Origin of the sequence: Pseudomonas floridensis, from assembly GCF_002087235.1 — a bacterium.
Taxonomy (GTDB): domain Bacteria; phylum Pseudomonadota; class Gammaproteobacteria; order Pseudomonadales; family Pseudomonadaceae; genus Aquipseudomonas; species Aquipseudomonas floridensis.
Window position 1 is genome coordinate 36454 of sequence record NZ_MUIO01000048.1, and the last position, 19397, is coordinate 55850.

Annotated in this window: 19 protein-coding genes; 7 read left to right on the top strand and 12 right to left on the bottom strand. The window is 60.2% G+C overall.

All coding sequences use genetic code 11. The features are described 5' to 3' along the window. Positions 1-12 precede the first annotated feature (12 nt). Positions 13-903: a VOC family protein gene (locus BZK31_RS13415; protein WP_083183467.1), complete on the bottom strand. Its 891-nt coding sequence runs from the start codon at positions 901-903 to the stop codon at positions 13-15. Positions 904-921: 18 nt separating this feature from the next. After that, positions 922-1686 carry a serine O-acetyltransferase EpsC gene (gene epsC, locus BZK31_RS13420; RefSeq protein ID WP_083183468.1) on the bottom strand — a complete coding sequence of 255 codons (765 nt, stop codon included), beginning with the start codon at positions 1684-1686 and terminating at the stop codon, positions 922-924. Between the two features lie 104 nt (positions 1687-1790). Between epsC and BZK31_RS13425 the strand changes: the two genes are divergently transcribed. Further along, complete coding sequence (locus tag BZK31_RS13425) at positions 1791-2696, top strand: LysR family transcriptional regulator (RefSeq protein WP_083183469.1); 906 nt, start codon at positions 1791-1793, stop codon at positions 2694-2696. Positions 2697-2725: 29 nt separating this feature from the next. Here BZK31_RS13425 and BZK31_RS13430 read toward each other — a convergent pair whose 3' ends face one another. Beyond that, positions 2726-3247, bottom strand: a complete 522-nt coding sequence (locus BZK31_RS13430; protein WP_083183470.1) for a YciE/YciF ferroxidase family protein — start codon at positions 3245-3247, stop codon at positions 2726-2728. Positions 3248-3509: 262 nt separating this feature from the next. On the opposite strand from BZK31_RS13430, the gene BZK31_RS13435 reads away from it, so the two are divergent. Together BZK31_RS13435 and BZK31_RS13440 are read left to right on the top strand one after the other, a co-directional pair. Further along, complete coding sequence (locus BZK31_RS13435; RefSeq protein WP_083183471.1) at positions 3510-4733, top strand: zinc-dependent alcohol dehydrogenase; 1224 nt, start codon at positions 3510-3512, stop codon at positions 4731-4733. A gap of 17 nt (positions 4734-4750) precedes the next feature. Further along, the gene (locus BZK31_RS13440; protein WP_083183472.1) at positions 4751-4975 is read left to right on the top strand and encodes a PLD nuclease N-terminal domain-containing protein; all 225 of its coding nucleotides are present in this window, start codon (positions 4751-4753) and stop codon (positions 4973-4975) included. Between the two features lie 46 nt (positions 4976-5021). On the opposite strand, the gene BZK31_RS29445 is transcribed toward BZK31_RS13440, so the two are convergent. From BZK31_RS29445 to BZK31_RS13455, 3 genes are all read right to left on the bottom strand, one after another. Then, positions 5022-5360 carry a hypothetical protein gene (locus BZK31_RS29445; RefSeq protein WP_157900731.1) on the bottom strand — a complete coding sequence of 113 codons (339 nt, stop codon included), beginning with the start codon at positions 5358-5360 and terminating at the stop codon, positions 5022-5024. 62 nt (positions 5361-5422) lie between these two features. Beyond that, a complete protein-coding gene (locus tag BZK31_RS13450; RefSeq protein WP_083183474.1) occupies positions 5423-6154 on the bottom strand; it encodes an aspartate/glutamate racemase family protein in 732 nt (243 codons plus the stop codon). 10 nt (positions 6155-6164) lie between these two features. After that, entirely contained in the window at positions 6165-6884 is a 720-nt protein-coding gene (locus BZK31_RS13455; protein ID WP_083183475.1) for a GntR family transcriptional regulator, read from the bottom strand. 344 nt (positions 6885-7228) lie between these two features. Here BZK31_RS13455 and BZK31_RS13460 point away from each other — a divergent pair, with 344 nt between their 5' ends. After that, the gene (locus BZK31_RS13460) at positions 7229-8680 is read left to right on the top strand and encodes an NCS1 family nucleobase:cation symporter-1 (RefSeq protein WP_083183476.1); all 1452 of its coding nucleotides are present in this window, start codon (positions 7229-7231) and stop codon (positions 8678-8680) included. A gap of 71 nt (positions 8681-8751) precedes the next feature. Here the strand turns inward: BZK31_RS13460 and BZK31_RS13465 are convergent, their stop codons facing one another. The 3 genes from BZK31_RS13465 to BZK31_RS13475 all read right to left on the bottom strand — a co-directional run bounded on the left by BZK31_RS13465 (position 8752) and on the right by BZK31_RS13475 (position 12624). Continuing rightward, positions 8752-10056: a CitMHS family transporter gene (locus tag BZK31_RS13465; RefSeq protein WP_083183477.1), complete on the bottom strand. Its 1305-nt coding sequence runs from the start codon at positions 10054-10056 to the stop codon at positions 8752-8754. A gap of 117 nt (positions 10057-10173) precedes the next feature. Then, positions 10174-11478, bottom strand: a complete 1305-nt coding sequence (locus tag BZK31_RS13470; protein WP_083183478.1) for a dicarboxylate/amino acid:cation symporter — start codon at positions 11476-11478, stop codon at positions 10174-10176. A gap of 63 nt (positions 11479-11541) precedes the next feature. Next, the gene (locus tag BZK31_RS13475; protein ID WP_083183479.1) at positions 11542-12624 is read right to left on the bottom strand and encodes a 4-oxalomesaconate tautomerase; all 1083 of its coding nucleotides are present in this window, start codon (positions 12622-12624) and stop codon (positions 11542-11544) included. Positions 12625-12790: 166 nt separating this feature from the next. Between BZK31_RS13475 and BZK31_RS13480 the strand changes: the two genes are divergently transcribed. After that, positions 12791-13681: a LysR family transcriptional regulator gene (locus BZK31_RS13480; protein ID WP_083183480.1), complete on the top strand. Its 891-nt coding sequence runs from the start codon at positions 12791-12793 to the stop codon at positions 13679-13681. A gap of 18 nt (positions 13682-13699) precedes the next feature. Here the strand turns inward: BZK31_RS13480 and BZK31_RS13485 are convergent, their stop codons facing one another. After that, positions 13700-14815 (bottom strand): sensor histidine kinase, encoded by a 1116-nt coding sequence (locus tag BZK31_RS13485; protein WP_167377956.1) that lies wholly within the window; start codon positions 14813-14815, stop codon positions 13700-13702. 261 nt (positions 14816-15076) lie between these two features. Between BZK31_RS13485 and BZK31_RS13490 the strand changes: the two genes are divergently transcribed. Beyond that, positions 15077-17134: a hybrid sensor histidine kinase/response regulator gene (locus tag BZK31_RS13490; protein WP_083183482.1), complete on the top strand. Its 2058-nt coding sequence runs from the start codon at positions 15077-15079 to the stop codon at positions 17132-17134. A gap of 9 nt (positions 17135-17143) precedes the next feature. Here BZK31_RS13490 and BZK31_RS13495 read toward each other — a convergent pair whose 3' ends face one another. Together BZK31_RS13495 and BZK31_RS13500 are read right to left on the bottom strand one after the other, a co-directional pair. Next, positions 17144-17440 (bottom strand): YciI family protein, encoded by a 297-nt coding sequence (locus BZK31_RS13495; RefSeq protein ID WP_083183483.1) that lies wholly within the window; start codon positions 17438-17440, stop codon positions 17144-17146. 56 nt (positions 17441-17496) lie between these two features. Then, positions 17497-18303 carry an SDR family NAD(P)-dependent oxidoreductase gene (locus tag BZK31_RS13500; RefSeq protein WP_083183484.1) on the bottom strand — a complete coding sequence of 269 codons (807 nt, stop codon included), beginning with the start codon at positions 18301-18303 and terminating at the stop codon, positions 17497-17499. Between the two features lie 401 nt (positions 18304-18704). Between BZK31_RS13500 and BZK31_RS13505 the strand changes: the two genes are divergently transcribed. Then, a partial coding sequence (locus BZK31_RS13505; protein ID WP_244182678.1) for an AraC family transcriptional regulator ligand-binding domain-containing protein occupies positions 18705-19397 on the top strand: 693 nt, incomplete at its 3' end.

Below are 19397 nucleotides of genomic sequence, written 5' to 3' on the forward strand. Positions count from 1 at the left end.
TCTGCATCTCGATTAGAGGTTTTGTACGAATTCAAGAATGACGTTGCCCGCCGCCTGCGGCTCTACCATCACCCGTCCGGGCGTCTGCCGGTGCGGCACCTGGTTCTCGGCCAGAATGGCGCGCAGCGTGTCGAGGCTGGTGGTGTGCAGGCCGATGGCAATGGCGTGTGGCCGTTCGCGATGGACGCGCGGCAGCGGCATGTCGGGGTAACGACTGGCGGCGCTTGTCGCGTCCATGGCACGCAATACACCGCAGCGGGTGTCAGCCAGCAGCACATTGCCCTGCCAACTGACCGAGTCCCCATAAATCGCCCGCCAGCGGGATTCGAGCTGCACGGGATCGGCCAGATACGTGACGCTGACAATGCCATCCACCGCATTGGGGTGGTATTGCCAACCCGGCACCCAGATCAGTTCGGGGCGGTGCTGATGACAAATGAAATTCGATGCGTCCGGCAACTGTGGATCGATGAACAAGCCCAGCGAAACCACCGCGTCGTCGGGCGTGCCATCCGGCAAGGTCATCGCTCGGCGAAAATCGATCCGCCCCTGGCTGGCCAGTCCGGCGTGCGTCAACCGAGCATGGTCGGCATCGGCGTCCTTGCTGTGCAAGGCAACCAGCGACACACCCTCTTCGCCGCGATCCAGAAACTCGCCCAGTTGCCTTCCGAAGCAGAAACCGTCCACCGAACCGGTGCCGAACAGCGAGGCGTCATGAATGCCGATCAACTCGATGAAGTTGCTTTTGAACATCATCAGCGAGGTCACGCTGCCCCACGGGTGATAGCTGACCGGCGACGGCGCGAAGCCCATCCGGCGATACAACTCGAGGGCAGCGGCATGATCGCGAACCGTCACTAACGGGTGATCGATGCCTTGTGGAAACTGGGCGACAGCGGCCATGTGCGGTTTCTCCCTGAATCAGTTCTGAGACTTGCTGGTGAAGGTCGCCAGTGAATCCGGTGCCTGCCCTATCACCCTGGCCGGCGTACCCGCGACCACGACCCCGGCCTGCACCGGTTTGAGCACCACGGCGCCTGCCGCCACAATGGCGCGCTCGCCGACTTCGATATTGCCGAGCACCGTGGCACCTGCGCAGATCAGCGCGCCGCGACGGATTGTCGGATGACGATCACCCGCTTCGCTGAGCGTGCTGCCCAAGGTGACGCCATGCCACAGGCTGACCTCATCCTCGACCACTGCGGTTTCGCCGATCACCAGGCCGATACCGTGATCGACGAACAGCCGCTTGCCCAGCCGCGCTGCGGGATGAATGTCGACCGACCAGGCATTGGCAGCCCAGTTCTGCAGCAAAACCGCGCTCTGTAGGTCGCCGTCGTTCCACAGTGCATGGGCGATGCGGTACGTCTGCACGGCCTGAATGCCGCGAAACGTCAAAAACGCCGTGAGGTGATCGGGGCAGGCAGGATTGACGATCACCAGATGATCAATGTCTGCCGCCGCTGATTCGGCAATGTCAGGGTGCGCCTGCAGGACGCTGTCGAACCAGTTGGCGAGGTCAGCCCCTGGCACATGGTTCTGCAACTGGCTGGCCAGGTTGGCAGCGAGCGCCGACTCGAAGGACGCGTGGGACAACAGTCGGTCATGTCCATAACGGCTCAGTACCGGATTGCGCTCGACCCACTGTGTTGCCTGATCCTGCAGACGTTGCCAAAGAGCCTTCATACGGCCTCCCCTGTGCTGATGAGCGAGTATGGACAGCGCTCTACCCTCTCAGCAATAATCCCGAAATCGAATTCATGTTGCCTTTAGCGCAACACAGGACAGCCATGAGTCTGGTACAAGATCGTCGGATCCTTTATTTCTTCGAGGCGGTGCGACTGGGCAGTGTGCGAGCGGCAGCGGATTTTCTGAACGTAGCGCCGTCTGCGGTGAGTCGGCAGATTGCGCAGCTGGAACATGAGCTGGGGTCACCGTTGCTGGAGCGGCATCGGCGTGGGGTCAAGCCGACCGAAGCAGGTGACAAGGTGCTGGCTTACTACCGCCAGCGACTGACGCAGCAGGAAGTCTTGCTGGACTCGATTCAGGCTCTGCGCGGCCTGCACAGCGGCTCAGTGACTCTGGTATCAGGGGAAGGTTTTCTGGAAAGCCTGGCGCAGCCGCTGGCGAAGTTCTCGGCGTTGTACCCACGAATCGAGCTGATCGTTAACGTCTGCGGCAGCAACGAAGTAATCCGCCAGGTGGTCGAGGACGAGGCGCACATCGGCCTGGTGTTCAATCCTGCCGCCGATCCCAAGATCCGCTCGCACGCCCACCAGCGCCAACCGGTCTGTGTGATCACTGGCCCGGACCATCCGCTGACAGAACAGCAAGGGCCGATCGATCTCAAGGCGCTTGACGCTTATCGACTGGCGTTGCCAGCGGTGTCTTACGGCATTCGTCAGATTCTGCTGCAGGCAGAACATCAGTCGGGCGTGACCGTACAACCCACGCTGACCTGCAATACCTTTGCCATGCTCAAGCATTTTGCCATGCAGGGTGGCGTCACGCTGTTGCCGACCTTTGTCGTGGAAGAAGACATCAAAAGCGGAAAATTGCGCGCTTTGCCGCTGCAGAACGAGGTGTTCAGCAGTCCGCAAACCCACCTGATCAGCCGACTGGGCCGCCAGCTCAGCGTTGGTGCCAGTCGGCTGATGGGCATGCTGTTGCAGGACATGACGGCATTCAGGAACTGAGCCGAAAGGTGGGCCTGCCTGCCAGCCAGCTATTGCTCGTCGCTGTCCATCCTGGCGGCCTGATTGCCGCCCTCCTGTGCGATGGCGGTCAGTTTTTCGTCTGCGGCTTTCTCCTCGGCCAGTGTTTCGGCTAGCAGGTCGGCGGCATCTTGCATATCAAGATGCTTGGCCATCGCGATTAAAGTGCCATAACCGGCGATCTCGTAGTGCTCGACCTTCTGACACGCGGCGATCAGACCGGCGTCAAGAACAGGGCCTTTTTCGATTTCATCGATCAGTTCCTTGCTCTCCTCGACCAGACCTTCCATGGCAACACATTTCATACGTCTTTTTAGCTTGAGTTCAGACTGTTCGACCAACTGGTCAATACGCTCGATCTGCCCTTGCGTTTCTTCAAGGTGCGAATTGAACGCCTCAACCAGTTTCGGATTGGTTGCAGCCCTTGCCAGTCTGGGCAGCGCCTTGGTGATCTGCTTTTCGGCGCTGTAGATGTCGGAAAGCTCATGAATGAACAGGTCTTCTATCGTTTTTTTCTTAGTGATGGTGCTCATCGGAAACCTCGTTTCTCTGAATCCAGATTCGGATTGACGCAGGCGAACGGCTTCATTTCTCGCCCGTCAGTCTGTCGACTGGGGCCCAGATCGGCTGTTCAAGGCAATCTCCGGCCAGCCGACGAACAGCAAGGCCGGTCTCTGATCGTCGCTTGCGGGGTACCGTTAGTCCCGCATCGCGCAAATCCGCTGAACCAAAAAACCCTGCTTCGGCTCATCAGAAGTAACAGAACGGACTTTCTGATCAGACCGAGGGCTTCCCATGAGAGCATTGACCTACCACGGCGCACACAACGTAAAAGTCGACACCGTGCCGGATCCGGAGATTCAGCAGGCCGACGACATCATCCTGCGGGTGACGGCCACAGCCATCTGCGGCTCGGACCTGCACCTGTATCGCGGCAAGATCCCGACCGTGGAGCACGGCGACATCTTTGGTCACGAGTTCATGGGGATCGTCGAAGAAACCGGCTCCGGCGTGACCTCGCTGCAACGCGGCGACCGGGTGGTCATCCCGTTCGTGATTGCGTGCGGCGAGTGCTTTTTCTGTCATCAGGACCTGTTCGCAGCCTGTGAAACCACCAACACCGGGCGCGGTGCGATCCTCAATAAAAAATCCATTCCGCCGGGTGCGGCGCTGTTCGGCTTCAGTCATTTGTACGGTGGCATTCCCGGTGGGCAGGCCGAATACGTGCGGGTGCCCAAGGCCAACGTTGGTCCATTCAAGGTGCCCGGCACGCTCGCGGACGAGAAAGTCCTGTTTCTGTCCGACATCCTGCCCACGGCCTGGCAGGCCGTTACCAATACCGGGATTGGCAAGGGATCGAGCATCGCCATCTACGGTGCCGGCCCGGTAGGCCTGATGAGCGCAGCATGCGCGAAAATGCTCGGTGCCGAGCGGATTTTCATGGTCGATCACCACCCCTATCGCCTGGCATATGCGCAGCAGACTTACGGCGTGATCCCGATCAATTTCGATGAGGACGACGACGCGGCCGACACCATCATCCGCCAGACACCCGGCATGCGCGGCGTCGATGGGGTGGTGGATGCAGTCGGTTTCGAGGCCAAGGGCAGCACCACCGAAACGGTGCTCGCCACCCTCAAACTGGAAGGCAGCAGCGGCAAGGCGTTGCGTCAGTGCATCGCGACGGTCAGACGCGGCGGTGTGGTCAGCGTGCCGGGGGTTTACGCGGGCTTCATCCACGGTTTCATGTTCGGCGATGCGTTCGACAAAGGCCTGACCTTCAAGATGGGCCAGACCCATGTGCAGCGTTTTATGCCGGAACTGCTTGGCTACATCGAAACAGGCCGCCTGGAACCCGAGGCGATCATCACCCACCGCATGTCACTGGAAGACGCTGCCACCGGTTACAAGATTTTCGACAAGAAAGAAGAGGACTGCCGCAAGGTGATTCTGACACCGGGCCGCAGTGACATCACGTTGCCTGAGCCTGATTCGCTGACGAGCGTCCCGGCGGTATGACAAGAAGGAGGTACAGGATGGAAGCGTTCAATGTGTTCTGGATCGCTGCCGTGATCATCGTTCTGGCACTGGATGCGTGGGTTATCTACAGCGTGTGGCGCTCGACCAAGCCCCAAGGCACCAAGGCCGGGTGGACTGTCCTGGTGCTGGTGCTGCCTATCGTGGGCGCAGGCATCTGGGGCATCAGCGGCCCCCGCGGTGTGGTTGAGGCGCCGACGTCCGATGAGCACAGCAAGGGATGAGCGGCAGGCCGGTGGCGCGGACCTGATCACGAAGAAGCGGGGGCATTCATGCCGAATGCAGCGGTTGAATAAGGCCCGTCTTCGTGGGCAAGTCCACTCCCACGATGGATCTCTTCTTCGTGGGCAAGTCCACTCCCACGATGGACCTCTTCTTCGTGGGCACGCCCATTCCCACGATAGACCTCTTCTTCGTGGGCACGCCCATTCCCACGATAGACCTCTTCTTCGTGGGCACGCCCATTCCCACGATAGACCTCTTCTTCGTGGGCACGCCCATTCCCACGATAGACCTCTTCTTCGTGGGCACGCCCATTCCCACGATAGACCTCTTCTTCGTGGGCACGCCCATTCCCACGATGGATCTCTTCTTTGAGAATACGTCCATTCCCCAAGAAGTGGTCCACCATTCCGGCGCAGCCGTTGGCGACGTTTTACCTGACGTTTTACCTAACGACTCAGATACGCAAAACGTCCCTTGAAGGGCTTATTGATCGGATCAGCCAGGTCGCCCTGTTTGCTGGTGGTCAATCCGAGGTCCACCAATGATTCAGCCAGTTTTACCGCTGCACCAACGCCATCGATCACTGGCAGGCCGACTGCTTCGCTCAACTGTCGGCCCAGATCGGCCATACCACCGCAGCCGAGAACTATGGCCCCCGCGCCCTCTTCATCACGTGCTTTTCGTGCCTGCTCGGCCATGAGTTGGACCAGTTCCGGGCCGCTTTCTTCCAGCGCCAGCACCGGCAGATCGATACAGCGCACCGAGGTGCACAACTCACTGAACCCATAACGCTGTAACAGATGCTCGGCGATGATTCGGGTACGGGTCAGCGTAGTGACCACCGCAAACCGGGTCGAGATCAGGCTGGCGATGTGAAACGCCGCTTCGGCGATGCCGATCACCGGTGCGCGCGCGGCTTCACGGGCAGCCAGTAAGCCAGGGTCGCCAAAACAGGCGATGATGTGCGCATCGACCTGCTGCTCGCGGCCCTTGCGCACCTCTTCCAGCACACCCAGCGTCGCGATGGCTTCGTCGAAATGGCCTTCGATGGAAACCGGACCGTCGGCCGGCGTACAGGCGATGATCTGCGTGTCGTGACGCGCAACGGCTTCTGCGGCCAGCCCCATCTTGCGGGTCATGGCGTCGCTGGTGTTGGGATTGATGAGTTGAATACGCACCGGGCCTCCTTCAGCGCCGTTTGAAAATACTGTGGAAATCCACTGTCTCGCTGACCGGGTCATCCACGTTCAGGCTGGCGCGGATGCGCTGCAGATGCTCGGCCATCCACACCCTGGCTTCTTCGCCCTGCCCGGCTTCCAGCAAGGTCAGCAAATCAGCGTGCTCGCCACAGTCGCAACCGACACTGCGCCGCGAGCCGTACACCGCGAGGATCAATGACGAGCGAGTGGTCAACTGCGCGACCTGTTCGGTCAGCACCTGATTGCCCGCCAGTGCGCACAACTGCACATGAAAGCGTGCGGACAGTTGAATGGCTTCGCTGTGACGCCCGGCGTGCTGCGCAGCGTGCTCCTGATCACAGAGCGTACGCAGCGCGTCCAGACGCTGACCGTTAACGCGTGAAGCGATGGTGTCCATCAAGGCAGGCTCGATCAATTGCCGGGCGCCCAACACATCCTGCGCTTCCTGCGCAGACGGCTGGGCAACTTCAGCTCCACGCTTGGGCCGCAAGGTCACCAGACGTTCCAGCGCCAGACGCTGCAAGACCTTGCGGATTCCGGTGCGGCTGACGTCGAACACTTCAGCCAGGGCGTCTTCCGGCAATCGTGTGCCGGGCGCGAGTCGATGCTCGACGATAGCTTCCAGAACCTGCTGATAGATCTGCTCATCGCGGCCTTTCTCATCGGCGGCGGGGGCGACAAACAGGGGAGCACTGGAAGATCGGGTCATGGCATCACATCGCTTTATTGTGCGGATCGTATACAAGAATAGTGCCCGATGAATCCGGATCTGAATAGCGCTATCTAAGTGGAATACTGGAGCGGCGCTACGCGTTGCATCGCACTCCCGCACCTTAACTGAGCAATAGCGCCCTGTTTGCGTGCACTTCGTCGAAAAGCAACAGATTGACCAAGGTGTCGGCTTTATAGAGAAAATCCTTCCTGTGACAGGGCCTTCGCGTTCTCCGGGCTACGCTGAACAACGAATGGCACATGTCTTGCGTACACGATCGTATACAAAAAAATCAATGATCGTACCCCGATCCCGACACGACTCAGCGAGGGAGTAACGCAATGACAGACCAACGCCCGGCCGGCTACAGTTCGCGCCTGCACAACGATGATTTGGGACCGGTTCCGCAGAAGTGGACCTGGTACAACATTCTGGCGTTCTGGATGAGCGACGTGCACAGCGTCGGCGGTTACGTCTTTGCCGCCAGCCTGTTTGCGCTGGGCCTGGCCAGTTGGCAGGTGCTGATTGCATTGCTGGTCGGCATCTGCATCATTCAGGTGATTGCCAATCTCGTGGCCCAGCCGAGCCAGAAAGCCGCAGTCCCCTACCCGGTCATCTGTCGCCTGGCTTTCGGCGTGTTCGGGGCCAACATTCCCGCGATCATTCGCGGACTGATTGCCGTAGCGTGGTACGGCATCCAGACCTACCTGGCGTCCAGCGCGCTGGTCATCGTGGTGCTGCGCTTCTTCCCGGATCTGGCGGCGTATCAGACCGTGACCTTTCTCGGCCTGTCATGGCTGGGCTGGTTCGGCTTCCTGACCCTCTGGGTGGTGCAGGCCGCCGTGTTCTGGACCGGCATGGAATCGATCCGACGCTTCATCGACTGGGCCGGTCCTGCCGTGTACGCCGTGATGTTCGCCCTCGCCGGCTGGATCGTCTGGCGCGCGGGCTGGGACAACATCAGTTTCACCCTGGCCGAAAAAGAACTGTCAGGCTGGGCGGCGTTCGGTCAGGTCGTCATGGCCATCGCGCTGGTGGTGTCGTATTTCTCCGGCCCGACGCTGAACTTCGGTGATTTCAGCCGCTACTGCCGCAGCATGGCGGATGTGCGCCGTGGCAACTTCTGGGGCCTGCCGGTGAATTTTCTGGCGTTCTCGCTGGTGACCGTCGTCATCGTGTCCGGCACGTTGCCGATCTTCGGCGAGATGATCCATGACCCGATCGCCACCGTGGCCCGCATCGACAACACCACCGCCGTCCTGCTGGGTGCCTTCACCTTCGTCACCGCGACCGTCGGCATCAACATCGTCGCCAACTTCGTGTCCCCGGCCTTCGACTTCGCCAACGTGGCACCGAGCCGCATCAGTTGGCGCGCAGGCGGCATGATCGCCGCCGTGGCCTCCATCTTCATCACGCCCTGGAACCTGTTCAACAACCCGGAAGTGATCCACTACACCCTGGACGTACTGGCCGCCTGCATCGGACCGCTGTTTGGCATACTGCTGGTCGACTACTACCTGATCAAGAACCAGCAGATCGACGTCGATGCGCTGTTCAACGACACCCCGAGCGGTCGCTACTGGTACACCAACGGCGTGAACTGGGTCGCGGTGAAAGCGCTGGTGCTGACCGCGCTGGTCGGCCTGTGCTTCACCTTCATTCCGTGGTTCAAGCCCATCGCCAACTTCGCCTGGTTCACCGGCTGCATTCTGGGCGGCGTGGTGTATTACGCGCTGACCAAAGGCTCGCCGGTGCAGGCCGCGAACCTGGCCTCGACGACCAGCCACGGCTGACGTACGAGGCTCTATATTGTCTCCACCACACACCGGAGCCTGCCTGGAGTGCCGAGGACGAAGTGTCGGGGTCAGACGAACAGGGTAATCGCGCCGGTGAGCAGCGCCAGCGCGGTGACCACCAGCGACGTCAGCACGGCCCATTTCAGGGTGGCTTTCTGGAAGTCGCCAATGTCGCGATCGATCATGCCCACCAGCAGCAGGGTCGAGGCCACCAGCGGACTCATCAAGTGCACCGGCTGCCCCAGAATCGAGGCGCGGGCGATTTCCAGCGGGCTGATACCGTAGGCGGCGGCCGCGTTGGCGAGAATCGGCACCACGCCAAAGTAGTAGGCATCGTTGGACAGCACGAAGGTCAACGGCATGCTGGTGATCGCAACGACCAACGGGAACAGGTGACCCCACTCGGCCGGAATCCAGCTCACCAGGGTTTGCGCCAGCGCGTCGACCATCCTGGTGCCGGAAAATATCCCGGCAAAGATCCCCGCCGCGAAGACCAGCAGCACGACAGTCATGGCATTGCCGGAGTGGGCGAGAATCCGCTCTTTCTGAATATCCAGTTGCGGGTAGTTGATCATCAGCGCCACGACGAAGCCGATCAGAAACAGAATCGCCGAATGCATCAGGCCCATGACCAGCGCCACCATCACCACGATCACCAACGCCAGGTTGACGTAGGCCAGTTTCGGTCGCTTGTGGGGTGTATCGCCCAGGATGGCATCGATATAACAACTACCGCCGCCGCTCTGCAACTGCACGTTACCAATGCGCTTGCGCTCGCTGCGGCCCAACATAAAGGCGGTGAACACCACCCAGGCCGCGCCACCGATCATGGTCGGCAGCAGGGGCACGAAATACTCCCCCGCATCCAGCCCGAGCGCCGCAATGGCGCGCGTCGCGGGCCCTCCCCATGGCGTCATGCCGCTCATGATGCTCAGCGACAACATCGAGATGATGCCCAGGATCATCGGGTTCATGCCGATGCGTTTATACAGGGGCAGCATCGCCGCACAGGTGATCATGTACGTGGTCGTACCGTCGCCATCCAGCGCCACGGTCAGCGACAGCAGCGCGGTGCCGACGGCGATCTTCAGCGGATCGCCGTTGACGCGTTTGAGGATCTTGCGAATCAGCGGGTCGAACAGGCCGGCATCGATCATCAGCCCGAAAAACAGAATCGCGAACAGCAGCAGCGCGGCGGACGGTGCGACCATTTTCAGGCCATCGAGCATCATCTTGCCTGTGGTGCCGCCAAATCCACCCAGCACGGCAAAGACAACCGGCACCAGCGTCAGCGCGACGATGGGCGACAAGCGTTTGGACATGATCAGGTAGGTGAAAACCACCACCATGGCTAAGCCAAGGAAGGCAAGCATCGGCATATTCTCTTGTTGTTATGGATAAGCGAGCGCAGCAAACCCCGCCGGACCTCGTGTAGGCGAGGCCCGATGTCGCGGGAAAGCTGTCGGTTCGGTGTTACAGAGACGTGCGGATCAGGTGCGCTCGACGGCTTGAGGTTTTTCCCATTTGACCGAAGGGTGTGCGCCAGTCGAGCGGTGATCGAGTTGCTGCATCAGCACCTCGCGGTCGCAGGCGTTTTCCGAGAGCGAGATCACCACAGTGGCCACTGCGTTACTGGCCAGGCTGGTCAAGGCACGGGCTTCGGACATGAACCGATCGATGCCGATCAGCAAGGCCAGGCCTGCCAGCGGAATGTCGTGGATCACGGTCAGGGTCGAGGCCAGCGCAACGAAGCCGCTACCGGTCACACCCGCCGCTCCTTTGGAGGACAGCAGCATGATCGCCAGCATGGTCAGTGTCTGGGTCATGCTCAGCTCGATGTTGCAGGCTTGAGCGATGAATACTGCCGCCAGCGACAGGTAAATCGCCGTGCCATCCAGGTTGAAGGAGTACCCCGTCGGCAGCACCAGCCCCACCACACCTTTCTTGCAACCCAGCGCTTGCAGTTTTTCCAGCATGCGTGGCATGACCGGCTCGGTGGACGAAGTACCCAGCACCACCAGGAACTCTTCGCGAAAATAGCGCAGCAGCTTCCACAGACTGAATCCGTTGGCGCGGCAGATGCCCCCAAGCACCACGAAGACAAAGAAACCGCAGGCGATGTACAGCGTCATGATCAGTTTGGCGAGCGAGCCCAGCGAGGTGATGCCGTACTGGCCGACCGTGAACGCCAGGGCGCCAAACGCGCCAATCGGAGCGAAGCGCATCAAGTAGGAGAAGATCTTGAAGACCATGTGCGACGCCGACTCCAGTACGTTCAACACCGGCTTGCCGCGCTCGCCCAGAGAAGACAGCGCAAAGCCCGACAATACCGCGATGAACAGCACTGGCAGCACTTCACCCTTGTTGAACGCACCGACGAAGGTCTCGGGAATGATGTGCATGAAGAAGTCCACGACACCCAGCTTCGCCGCCGACTCGGTGTACTGCGACAGCCCGGCGGTGCTGAGCTTCGCAGGATCGATGTTCATGCCGGTGCCAGGCTGGAACACATAGACCGCGACCAGACCGATGATCAGGCTGACCACGGTCAGCCCCAGAAAAAGCAGCAGCGTCTTGCTCATCAAACGGCCGAGCGACTGCTTGTCGCTCATGCCGGCAATGCCGGTGACGATGGTGCAGAACACTACCGGCGCGATCATCATCTTGATCAGCTTGATGAAGGCGTCGCCCAGAGGCTTGAGGGCGACGGCCTGCTGAGCCCAGAAATGACCGACCAGCACGCCGAGGATCACGGCGCAGATAATCTGGAAGTACAGTGATTTTGCGATTTTCATGAGGCATCACCCATTATTGGAGTTGTTCTGATGCGGGTTTAACAATCAAACCAGATGTCAGGCCTAGCTGGCCAGACGCTGCGCGAGGGGCGCGTACACATGGCCGGAAAACAGGCGGCGTGCCGTGCGCACCACAGAGGCCCGGATGGTCTGCCGGTCAGGCCCGACGTAGCTCATGGCCACCTCGATGCCGCCGCTCGGGTGCTCGATTCGTACCGTCGGCAACCGGTCGCTGCCGACCGGTCCGAGCAACCGGGCCACAACCGTCCCGTCGCTGACACAGGCCGTCGCCAATCCGATCGAGCCGGTGATTGCCAGGGCTTTGTGACAGTTATGCGGCATGAAGTAACGGACCTTGAGCGTGCCACCGGCGCTGGGCAGACTGACCAGTACTGGCTTGGGAATCACTTTGTCGCGCACATCGCCCAGCCCCATCGCCGCGCCGGCCTGCACTCGCAAGGCTTCGAGCCTGCGCAGAAAATCCACATCGGCATCCAGTTCGGCCGGGCTCTCGTCGCCGCGCTTGCCCAACAGCGACGCTTCGATGACGACCATTGGCATTGCCATGTCGATGCAGGTCACCGGAATGCCGTCGAATACATCGGTCTGGCGGCCGGTCGGAAACAACTTGCCGGTCTTGCTGCCCGCCGCGTCGAGAAAGGTCAGTTGCACTGGCGCTGCGGTGCCCGGGACGCCGTCGATACGCGTGTCACCCTCATAGCTGACCTCACCGCCCGGCGTGTGCACATCCGCACAGACAAAGGTGCCGGTGTTGAGGTTGCGGATGCGCACCTGAGTGACGTCTCCGGTCGCCGCCACCAGACCATGCTCGACCGCGAATGGGCCGACCGCGCACAGCATGTTGCCGCAGTTGGGTGCCGTGTCGACCCGGCGTTGGGAGACCATGACCTGCACGAACAGGTAGTCGACGTCTGCATCGGGGTGCGGGGACGGGCTGACGATAGCAACCTTGCTGGTCTGCGGGCTGCCGCCACCAATGCCGTCGATCTCCAGCTCGTGGCCCGAGCCCATGACCGTGAGCAGCAACTCGTCACGTTCAGCCGTTGAAGCCGGTAGATCACTGGCGAGGAATACCGGCCCCTTGGAGGTGCCGCCGCGCATGAGGACGCAGGGAATCGGTTGCATAATGTCTGACTCTTGGTGATCAATTGAAGGCATTGATGTGTTAGAAGCAAGAGTCACACGGATAATTTTGCTTATCCAATGCAAAGATCGTAGCTATTATTCCACTTAACAGAATAATAGCGTGTCATCAAAGAGCCCTTTCGATGTCGGCCACGAGGACTGTGTAGTGGAATATGAACTGCAAGACATCCGATCTTTCGTGAAAATCGCCGAACTGGGGAGCTTTCACGAAGCAGCCGACGTGCTGCACATTTCTCAGCCAGCGTTGACTCGCCGGATCAAGAAACTCGAGCAAGGCCTGGGCACAGCATTGCTGGATCGCACCACCCGACGCGTGAGCCTGACCAGTGTCGGACGGGACTTTTTCCCCAAGGCGCGCCGCCTGCTGGATGATTTCGAGGATTCGATCCTCAACATTCGCGAACTGGCCGAACGTCAGATCGGCCAGGTCACCCTCGCCTGCATCCCGACAGCAGCGTTCTACTTCCTGCCCAGCGTGATCCGGCTGTACAACGAACGTTATCCGCAGATTCGTATCCGCCTGCTTGACCTGAGCGCCAACGAAGGCCTGGAAGCGGTGCTACGTGGTGAGGCGGATTTCGGCATCAATATGATGAGCGGCCAGCACCCCGACATCGAGTTCGTGCCGCTGGTGAAAGAACCGTTCGTGCTCGCCTGCCGACGCGATCACGAACTGGCCAGGCGCGACTCGGTGGCCTGGATCGAACTGAGCGATTACCGACTGATCGGCGTGGGACGCCTGAGCGGCAACCGGATGATCCTCGACCATGCGCTGGCCGGGTTGGGCTGGCGTCCGAAGTGGTTCTACGAGGTGCAGCATCTGTCGACGTCATTGGGCATGGTCGAAGCCGGACTGGGCATCTCGGCCATGCCAAGCCTGGCGATGCCTGCCGAAGATCACCCGACGCTGGTCAGCATCCCGCTGACCGACCCGGTGGTGATCAGAACGCTGGGGCTGGTGTCTCGACGCGGCGCGTCACTCTCCCCCGCCGCCGAAAAATTTGTCGCGATGCTGCTGGAACAATGGCCGCAATAATGACGGCGATCAAAACCGTCAGTGCGCAAACAGCAACCGGCATTCCAGACCCGGCGCACTGTTGACGAAGGCGAGGTCGCCTTTGAGCTGCTGGGCCAGTGAGCGGATGATGCGCATGCCCACGGAGGCATTCTTCCTGACTTCGAAACCGGGCGGCAGGCCCTTGCCCTGATCCGCGACGGTCAGGCGGATCTGGCCTTCGATCACCTTCAGGCTGATGCTGACGCTGCCCGGCGAAGTCTCGTCATAGGCGTACTTCAAGGCATTGGTGATCAATTCGTTGAGGATCAAAGCCAGCGGAATCGCCTTGTCCAGCGACAGCACGACACTGTCCATGTCCACCGAGAACAGCGTGTGGCTGGACGCCGAGCCTTGAATGCCAGCAATGACTTCAGCCAGATAGGCACCCGCGTTCACGGCCTCGACCTGATCGGCCTGGTAAAGCTTCTCGTGGACCGCCGCAATGCTGGTGATGCGTCTGCACGTGTCGACCAGCGCCGCCTGCGCCTGAGGATCGCTCAACTGCCGGATCTGTAGCTGGATCAGGCCGATGATCAGTTGCAGGTGGTTTTTGGTGCGATGGTTGATCTCTTTGAGCAGCATCTCTTTCTGCTGGAGCAAGACGTTTTTTTCCAGCAACGAACGCCTCAATTCCAGCTGGGTCATGACCTGCCTGGCGAGGATCTTCAGCGCCGACTGCTGCTCGTCCGTCAGCATTCGCGGCTGATGATCGAGAATACACAGTGTGCCCAGCCCATGGCCTTCGGAGGTCTGCAGCAGGCAACCCGCGTAGAACCGCAGCCCGGCGTCGGCCGTGACCAGCGGATTGAGGCACATGCGCGGATCTTCGCGCAGGTCGGAAATGATCGTGATCCCCGGCTGCAGCAGCACATGCCGACAAATCGACACATCCAGTGGCGTCTCGCTGATGCCCAGCCCGACCTCGGCCTTGAACCACTGCCGGTGATCCTCGATCAGGTTGACCACCGAAATGGGTGCGCCGCACAGCCTGGCCGCCAGTTCGACCAGGTCATCGAAATCGGCCTCACGGGGCGTATCGAGAATGCCATAGCTGCGCAACGCAGCGAGGCGCTCGGGGCTGTCGGCTGGATCCGCGAGGCGTTGGCCTGGCATGGGGTCATTCCTGTCTTCGAATACGGATGAGATACCAGACGTCGGCAAGTGCCCGGCACAGCTATTGCCGGAACAGGTCGTCAGCGCACAATGATGCTCTTTTAACATCACAGGAACACTCTTTTATGAAATGATCATCTGTAAGTGATACCGATGGTGCGCCATGTGACCGCAAAAGATTTTAGTTTGCACAACTTCTGGCTCACAAAATTGCCTGATGCCTGAGGCCTTGCAAACCAAGCGCACAAACGAGTCGACCGTATGAATAACGATGCGCCTGATCAAAGGCCAATACATTCAGGACAATCGGTTTCATCGACCGAAGAAACGTACGAGCAGATGCAGCTGGCGCTCGACTCGGGCGCTGTCGTGGGCACTTGGGTGTGGGATGTTCCTGCCGATGTGCTGGTGGCCGACGAGCGCTTCGCTCGCACCTTCGGGCTGCCGAAGCAAAAATGCCGCGAAGGCTTGCCTCTCGATTGCGTGATGGCATCGATTCACCCGGATGACACACCCAGGGTCGCGGATGCGATTCGCGACGTGCTGCGCAACGGCGACATTTTCCGGTGCGAGTACCGGGTCATGCACAAAGACGGCGACTACCGTTGGGTGGAGGCCACCAGCCGTATCGAGCGCGACGTCGAAGGGCATCCGGTACGCTGCCCTGGCATGCTGCTCGATATCGAAGCGCGACGCACTGCCGAGCAAGAGCGGGACCGGCTGACATCACTGCTGAAAATCTTCACTGCAGCCGTTCCCGGCGTGGTGTACGCCAAGGACCTGGAAGGCCGGATGCTGGTCGCCAACCGTGGTACGGCAGCACTGATCGGTAAGCCGCCAGAGTTCTTCATTGGCAAGACCGATCTGGATTTCCTCGACGACAAGGATCAGGCGCGGATCATCATGGAGACCGACCGCCGGATCATGGACAGCAACACCAGTGAGCAGATCGAGGAGCAGGTCAACCTGGCCGACGGCTCTGCGGCCACGTTCCTGTCCACCAAGGCACCGCTGCTCAATGACGACGGTGAAGTGATCGGCCTGATCGGTTCGTCCATCGACGTGACCGCCCGAAAGCAGGCCGAGGTGGCCGTCAAAGAACTCAACCAGACCCTCGAGCAGCGCATCGAGCAGGCCATCCATGAACGCGAGCAAGTCGAAGATGCCCTGCGTCACGCGCAGAAAATGGACGCCGTCGGGCAACTGACTGGCGGCATCGCCCACGATTTCAACAACCTGCTGGCCGGCATTTCCGGAAGCCTGGAAATGATTCAGACCCGTATGGCTCAGGGTCGTCTGGGCGATGTGGACAAATACGTTTCCGTCGCACAGGGCGCCGTTCGACGCGCCGCATCGCTGACCCACCGTCTGTTGGCGTTTTCCCGACGCCAGACGCTGTCGCCTGAAGTCACCGACGTGAACACCCTGATTCAAGGGATGGAAGAGTTGATCGGCCGCACCGTGGGGCCATCCATCGAACTGCAAGTGGTGGCCGGCAAAAACGTGTGGCCTGCGCTGATCGATCACGCACAGCTGGAAAACTCCCTGTTGAACCTGTGCCTGAACGCTCGCGATGCAATGCCCGGCGGCGGTCGAATCACCATCGAAACGGCCAACGCATCGCTCGACGAATGCATCGATCCGGACCACGGCATCGCCGCAGGCGACCACTTGAGCATCCGCGTGACGGATACCGGCATCGGCATGAGTCCAGATACCGTGACCAAAGCGTTCGAGCCATTCTTCACCACCAAACCGATCGGTGCGGGCACCGGCCTGGGTCTGTCGATGGTGTACGGGTTCGTCAGGCAGTCGGGCGGTCAGATCAAGGTCGAGTCAGTCGAGGGTCAAGGCACCACCATCGTGATGCACTTGCCGCGCTATATGGCTGAAGTCGGCGAACAGCCCAGCGATCAGAGTACCGAAGAAGTGGTGCCGGCCCGGCGCGGAGAAACGGTGCTGGTGGTGGACGACGAACCGTCCGTGCGCATGCTCGTCGTGGAGGTGCTGGCCAACGAGGGCTACCATGCCCTCGAAGCGGCCGATGCCCAGGCGGGTCTGGAGATTCTGCAGTCCGACATGCACATCGACCTGTTGATCAGTGATGTCGGCCTGCCAGGCGGTATGAACGGTCGGGAAATGGCCGATGTGGCTCGCAAGCGTCGCCCCGCCCTGCCCACGCTGTTTATCACCGGCTACGCCGAAACGTCAGCTCTGGACGGCTGCCACCTACAGCCGATGACCCAGATACTGACCAAACCGTTCGGCCTGGAGGTGCTGGCGGCAAGGATCAAGGAGCTGATCAGCACCCACGCGTAAAGCGCAGGATCACACCCGCGATTTCAGGTGGAGCATGGGGTAGTATTCGTAATGACCTGCTCCGTGCCTGACAATGGGGTCCTGCGCGGTGATTTCGGCGATGTCCTGATTATCGGCAATCTGAAACAGTGACACGCCATAGCCGCCTTTATCGTCCATCACCGGACCGTGTGCCACGACCAGACCTTTTTCCAGCAGCTCGTTGAGGTACATACCGTGCTGCGCCATCAGACCACGCTCGATGTCGGTCAGGGTGTTGATAAAGTCAGTGCGTGGCGGGATGTATTTGCACAGAAAATATTTCATGGTGAAGCCCTCGAAGCGATGAGTAGCGGACAGGGAAGAACCATATGCGAGCCAGACTATCGGGCCGATGCCACACTTTTCAGAATCGAGCCTTCGAACATCTTGGGTGCGTGATGCTGTAGAAACACAATCATCCCTGACATCTTGCCGACCGGGTTGCGAAACGGCGGCTTTCGTGTGCCTATGAGACTGGTGATTTTCTCGACCACCGCATCCGGCGCCTCGGCCTCGTCGATGCCTTTACGCGTGGCAGCATCCACCTTTTTTCTGTAGAGATCGTAGTCTGTGATCAGCTTGCCTTTGGCAGCCACTGCATTGAGCCCCAGGTGGGTCTTGAACCAGACCGGCTCGACCATGCTGACGCGGATATTGAACGGATCAAGCTCGAACCGCAGCGATTTGAAGTAGCCCTCGACGGCGTGCTTGGACGCCGAATAGTAGGACAGATTGGGCGGCCCTATCAGCCCGACGATCGAGCTGACCGTGATGATCTGGCCGCCCTTCTTGCTGCGCATGAAAGGCAGCAGCGCCTGGGTGACCTTGACCGTGCCCCAGAAATTGGTTTCGAACTGTTCCCGCCCAGCCTCCAGCGGCGTTTCCTCGGCAAGGCCGGTGAGCATGTAACCGGCATTGTTGACCAGCACATCCACACGCGGGATGTGCTTGAACAGCTCCGCGACAAACACCTGGATGGACGCGTCGTCATTCACATCCAGACGTATCAGCTTGAAGGGGAAGCGACCGGCATGCTTTTCGGGATGACGGCTGGTGCCGACCACTTCAAAGCCCTGCGCATAAAGCCGGGTCGCGAGCAGCAAGCCGAAGCCTGAGGATGCGCCGGTGATCAAAACTGTCTTTTTCATCTGATTACCATGGGTCGAATAGGTGGCTGTCGTAATGCTGCATCACGATGTCGGGCGCCGTGGCGATTGCGGTGCAATCAGTCGCCGTGCCGTTTACCGCGTCAACACAGCGTGCTCGCGCCACGACGCTTTGACACTCGCCTAACGCGCCAGAATGACGACACAACGCGCCAATCTTTGGCCCTGCATTCTGGCGTCATTGGCTATTGTGGTGGCGCGGTTGGCTACCTAGACTCCGGGCAATCCCAAGCTCTTTACGAAAAGTAGCTGTGCTCGGTGATGCGGCGCTAAAAGCAGGTGCGGAATGCTCATTTACAACACGTAAACGCCGCTTCCTTGCCTGACCGTCGCTCGCCGACTTTTCGTACAGAGCCTAAGCACCACAGGCGAAAAGGCATCTCATGAACGGCAAACGCAGCTCGGCGCTCGATTACTCAGTCTGGCCAGGATGGCGACTACTGATGCAGGACGCAGGCATTACCGCACCACCTGTGCTGCGACGGGCGCACTTGCCGGGCGATTTGTTCGCACGCCGGAATGTGCGCCTGAACCCCGCAGATTTCTTCCGCCTGTGGGAAGCCATCGACGCAGAAGCGCTGTCGTTGCAACCCGAACTGCCCACCGCGTTGCAGATCGCCAGGGTCATGTCTTCGGACTGGTTCGACCCGGAGCTTTTTGCCGCACTGTGCAGCGCCAACCTGAAAGGTGCCCTGGAGCGTATCGCGACCTACGTGCGCCTGATTGCGCCGATGGTCATCCGCATCGCGCGTACCGATACGCACAGCACCATTACCCTGGATTTCATTGACCCTGCGCTGTCGCCTCCACCCGTGTTTCTGGCGTTCAAGCTGGTGTTTTTCGTGCAACTGGCGCGACTGGCCACGCGCACGCCGGTGCGGCCGATGCAGGTCAGTTGGCCATTGCCGCCAACCTTCGAGCGGGACGCGGTTGCATATGAGCAGTTTTTTGGCACTGCCGTCACTCACAGCGCGACCGCCAGCCTGGTGGTGAGCAACGCTGACATGGACCGCCCCTTTTTGACCGAAAACCACAAGATGTGGCTGTTCTTCGAACCGGATCTGCGCCAGCGCCTG